The organism is Rhodococcus sp. LB1 (assembly GCF_001583455.1).
Classification (GTDB): domain Bacteria; phylum Actinomycetota; class Actinomycetes; order Mycobacteriales; family Mycobacteriaceae; genus Rhodococcus_F; species Rhodococcus_F opacus.
The window spans coordinates 1-4812 of the sequence record NZ_LTCZ01000116.1 but is presented as its reverse complement, the minus strand read 5'-3'; the positions used below and the strand labels follow the sequence as shown (position 1 = coordinate 4812).

At 62.5% G+C, this 4812-nt stretch carries 4 protein-coding genes; 1 reads left to right on the top strand and 3 read right to left on the bottom strand.

Going from position 1 to position 4812, the window contains the following annotated elements:
- Nucleotides 1-426: 426 nt before the first annotated feature.
- Nucleotides 427-1074: a ScbR family autoregulator-binding transcription factor gene (locus AZG88_RS18145; RefSeq protein WP_061698480.1), complete on the top strand. Its 648-nt coding sequence runs from the start codon at nucleotides 427-429 to the stop codon at nucleotides 1072-1074.
- A gap of 31 nt (nucleotides 1075-1105) precedes the next feature.
- On the opposite strand, the gene AZG88_RS18140 is transcribed toward AZG88_RS18145, so the two are convergent.
- The 3 genes from AZG88_RS18140 to AZG88_RS18130 all read right to left on the bottom strand — a co-directional run.
- The gene (locus AZG88_RS18140) at nucleotides 1106-2032 is read right to left on the bottom strand and encodes a ScbA/BarX family gamma-butyrolactone biosynthesis protein (RefSeq protein ID WP_061698482.1); all 927 of its coding nucleotides are present in this window, start codon (nucleotides 2030-2032) and stop codon (nucleotides 1106-1108) included.
- A 489-nt stretch (nucleotides 2033-2521) separates the two neighbouring features.
- The gene (locus AZG88_RS18135; protein WP_037235236.1) at nucleotides 2522-3166 is read right to left on the bottom strand and encodes a ScbR family autoregulator-binding transcription factor; all 645 of its coding nucleotides are present in this window, start codon (nucleotides 3164-3166) and stop codon (nucleotides 2522-2524) included.
- Between the two features lie 1428 nt (nucleotides 3167-4594).
- A partial coding sequence (locus tag AZG88_RS18130) for a zinc ribbon domain-containing protein (protein ID WP_156517523.1) occupies nucleotides 4595-4812 on the bottom strand: 218 nt, incomplete at its 5' end.

Below are 4812 nucleotides of genomic sequence, written 5' to 3'. Positions count from 1 at the left end.
CTCCGTTTCCGGAGTTGGCCGTCGGCGTCTGAGGGGACGTGTGTGGGGGAGGGAGTCACGCCCCCGGTGGTCTGACGTGGACGACTGTGGCTGGGCGCAGTGGCTCCTCCCACCCCTCATGAGAGTGACTTCTGCGCCCAGCCCGCCGGTCTCCCCGGTTTCCCTTGCCGCGTGACCAACGCGACGATCGAACTGTAACAGCAAAACCGTCCGATTGGTTTTCTTTGTGGAGTTCTCCACGGTCTGTCGTAAGTCTGCGGCGACGATGGATGGAGCAGCGAGAACACATGGGGACAGCGCGAGGGGGGCGTCCGGTCGTACGACGGTCAACTACCTCGCGGTGCACGGGTAGCGTTCGTGCTGGTAAACGCGGCATGTACTTTCGTCTATCGGGTTTCTCGCTTCACGGAGCAGGAGAGGGTGTCAGTGGCACAACAAGCGCGGGCTGTAGCGACAAGGGCGCAAATCGTTCTCGGAGCGGCAGAGCTGTTCGAGAAGCAAGGCTTTGTCGGAGCCAGTCTCGGAACCATCCTCGAGAACACCGGCCTCACCAAGGGAGCGCTGTACTTTCATTTCAAGTCGAAGGAAGAACTGGCGCGGTGCATTATCGCCGAGCAGCACGCGACTTCAATCGCTTCGGTGGAGGCGATCGGTCGCGAACAGGCGTCGGCGATCGAGCAGATTGTCATGCTCTGCCACGAGATGGCCCGGCAAATCGTGCACGACCCGATCGTGCGGGCCGGCATTCGGATCACTCTCGAACTCAGTGTCGACGACCAAGGTCCCGCCGACCCCTATTTGGACTGGATCAACACGTGCGAGCACCTGGCGCGGCGCGCCGTGGAGGAGGGTGACCTCGAGCCGGATATCGATCCGCCCCGCTTCGCCCGGTTTGTGATCGGTGCCTTCACCGGTGTCCAGACCGTCTCCCAGGTGTTGACGCTGCGCACGGACCTCGAACACCGCGTCGACGACATGTGGATGTTCCTGCTACCCGGAATCATGCCCGCACATCGACACCCGGACATCGGCCGAATTCGCAAGGCCCGCAGCGAAGGTGCTCAGCGAAACTAGCTCCAACACCGGCGTTAGTGGATCGGGACGCTCAGCGACGAGCCAGTCTTATGGTTCCCGTGGTGACGTCGACACCACCCTGCCTGATCACCGCGCGGGCCGCCAAAGGACCTTCGTCGAGCGTCCGGACCCGGACGGTGGTGCGCTGGTCGAGCTCGGCGAATCGATGGAACGCCGCGTCGATCGACTCCATATGTGCGTCTGGAACATCGAACGTGGCGAACGTGCTCTGGCGCAGCACCTCGAGGAGCAGCATCCCGGGGAGATGGTCGAGCGGATGGTCGAACAACACCGGATGTGTCACGTCGACGCGCACCTCCCACTCGTCGCGCGCAGTCTGTCGGCCGATCACCACGTGCTGGTCTTCGACGTGGCCCACCAAAGATGGTGCAATGGCCGTGCCGAACCTCGCCGGGCCGGGGGTACGCGGGCCTGCGGCGCCCCACCGGGCCCTCGTGTAGGCGGACGGCGGGAGTACTACCGCGACACCGGATGCCGACCCGATCTCCCGACCTGCCAGCCAGAACCGCAGGTCGATGCGGAGGCTCGACAGTACGTCACCGCGGTGCACCAGATCAGAGAGCGTGACGATCGCTGTCACGTCTGCGGCCGCCGGCCCGACCTCCAAAGCATCGAGTTGCGCATGAACGTGAATGTCCTGCATCACGAATCGTCCGCTCAGCGGTACCCTGTATCGCACGTGGGCAAGGTAGATCGCTGCTTGGCGCAGTGTTTCCGTCATCAACATCGGGTCGTACAGGCCGCCCCTCGTGCGGTAGAAGCCGTGCAGGCGCGGCCACTGCGCCGCGATGACGAAGTGATTCGGCTGAGGCAGTTCGGCGCAATCGGTGAGGAAGACCTCGGCGATCGCCTGCCGATGCACGTATCGGCGGGCAATCGACCGTTCGAAGGATAGGGCAGGAATTGCCTCGAGTAGCGGTTGGCCTGCTCGCGTCACGAACCCCTCCACAGAAAACCGACCGGTCGTATGTGCCGGTTGCCGAACTATAGAACTGGGACCCGGACAAGTGACCAGTCGGGTGCCTTGGCGAGGCGGATGCGACGGAAAACTGGCGCCCGGGGCGCGGGGCGCACACAGCGGACAATTGGGGCGGCGAAGGGCGCGCGTCGTTCGCACGCGAACAGGGCGTCGGGCATGCACAGGCGTGGGACGTTAGGTGGGCTCTCGATGTGCTGCACCACTTCGAACGCTCAAACGTCCGGTGACCGGATTGCGACGCGGCGGGGTGTTCATGTGTCTCGATCGAGGTGATGCTATTTGCCGCCAGCGCTGGCGGGCCTCAGTGGGCGCCGCTTCATGGCCTCTCGAAAAGTAGACGCACGCAGCGACGATTTTAATGTGGCATCCGTGGGTATGTCCGGCACTGTCGATTCGTTCAACGGAGTCGGAGGTAAGGTTCCGGTCCGCGCCGGGAGAGGCGACACGCTAGGAGGGTACGAGGTACGAGGACAGTCGGCGAGCGGCGAACTGGGAGAAGTAGTCGACTTTCGCGTCGTCGACTAGCCCGGGCAGGAAAACCTTCCATGCGGTGGTCATACGCTCAGGCAGTTCCCTCAGTGTGTCGGTTGCGACCGCCAGTAGGCGCGTGCCGAACGTCATCTCGAGCAGTAGGCGGCCGGCCTCGTCCGGATTTGTGTCAGCGCGGAAGTCGCCTTCTTCGACTGCCCTTGCCGCCAGTGCCTGGTAGGTCGAGGTCCATTGATCGAAGACCACGTGCCCTGTGCCCCGGAAGTCGCCCATCTCATTGAGCAGACGGAACGCGGCCAGCATCAGGTTGTCATTGTTGGACGGATCGATCATCACGTACGAGATTCCGATCAACGCTTCCAGTGCTGGTGTGCGGGAGTCGAATTGTTGAGAGCATGCCGCATCGAGGCGTGCGCAGCCTTCGTCGATGACCGCCCGTGCCAACTGGTCTTTCGAGCTGAAGTGGAAGTACAGCGAACCCTTCGTCACCCCGGATTCGGAGATGATCTCTTGTAGGCCTGCGTTCACGTAACCCATTCGGTTGAACGCCTCAGCCGCGGCGACCAGCACAGCCTGCCGCGTAGCGATAGCGCGCTTCTGCAAGGCGCCCCCTTCTGCTGCCGATGCTGGTGTCGTATCAAAACCTACAGGTCGGTATTAGTTATGAGAACTTGGACGAATGTCCTGTTTTGCTTCGCATGGAGTCCCTGGAAATGCCGGAGTCTCCTACGGTCGCCGCGGGTCGTTCATCGGGGAGGATGTCTGCGCTGCAGACTGGCGACCAAATTGACGGCCATCGACTGCGTCACACTTTCTGACTATTGGTGACCGCTGTCATACGATTAACCGGCACATGCCTACTGTCCACGCGACGTGGGCGGGTGTATTTGACCCCGCCAGCCAAACCCCCAGTGGCTGGCGGGGTTCTCCAATTCTTGGTGGTCCGACTGCCCTGAATCGATGCCATCACTGGGAAGCTACTGTCCGCGCCGGCGGATGGGCGAACTTGCATCAGTGCACCGGCATTTGTAATGAACATCCTCGACGTAGCGGAACAGTCCGCACGGGTGATGCCCGTCGCCAGAAATGGGGTGGCGGGTGATCCAGAGGCTTTCACTCTCGACGCGACTAGAGGAATTGATATGCCGAAGTCCGACCACCGGGTTGCCCACTGAACCGCTCGATTGAGTCGCGGCTGACCAACTACGAGAGCACGAGGCGTCACCTGCCCGAGGTTGCAGCGTACGTAAAGGTGCAGAGGACGCTCATGGCCGATCACCAACCCGAGGGCGGACGGTGGGGCGTCTTATGCCTTGCCGACCATGACCCGATGACGCCGTGGCCCTGCGACGGCGTACGGAAGTTCGACAGTCCTACCGCCTACTTCGACTGAATGCAGGTCGGATAGACCCAGGCGCGTCGCGGCAAGCCGACCGGCGATCAGGTCGGAAATGGCTGCAGGAGCCGCCTGTGTGCGGTGTCCGCCCGTGTCCATGGATTCCCTATGACATTCCCTGTCATCGGATAAGGAATTGACGACTGGTACGGGTCCTTGTGGCATCGGTTACCGAGGGGCTGGGCTGGCCTTCGTCGTCTTCGAGCAGAACCTTCGCGAAGCTGCTGGTCTTGGATTCTCAGCGCCGGTGGCTCTTTCGTTTCGTTGTTCGCCAACGGGTGGTGGACAGCGAGATTGTCGGGTCCGCGCTCGGGGCCTCTCCAAATTTCGGCGTCTTTGGTCGCAGCGGATGGCTCATACTGGGCAGAAGAGCGACTCGACACTCGACCCGCACACCGGGGCCAGAGTCAAGCCGCCGACGGTACGGAATCGGAGGCCAACCGGTGATTACACTTCAGAACGCTTTCGAGCTTGCCCGCACGGAGCAGGGTTTGGCTGTCGTTGCGACACTGCGTACCGACGCGACCATCCAGTCAAGCGTTTTGACGTCCTCCCGGCCGTGAACGACCGGGATTCCTTCTGCGCCGCTGCGCGCCGCTTGGGTGGGTTCCTGTTTCGTTGGGGCTCGCTTCCCTCTAGGAGAGAAGGCTGACTGCCCCTCCGCAGGCGTTTAGCCACTCCGCACGTCCTGCGGCGTGGATGTTCTTCGCGGCGTTGACGTCGCGGTCGTGAACCGCTTCGCACGCCTTGCATGCCCACTCCCGGATCGAAAGCGGTTTCGGGCCGCCCCGGACCCCACATTGGGAGCAGATCTGCGACGACGGATAGAACCGGTCCACCTTGACGAAGGTGC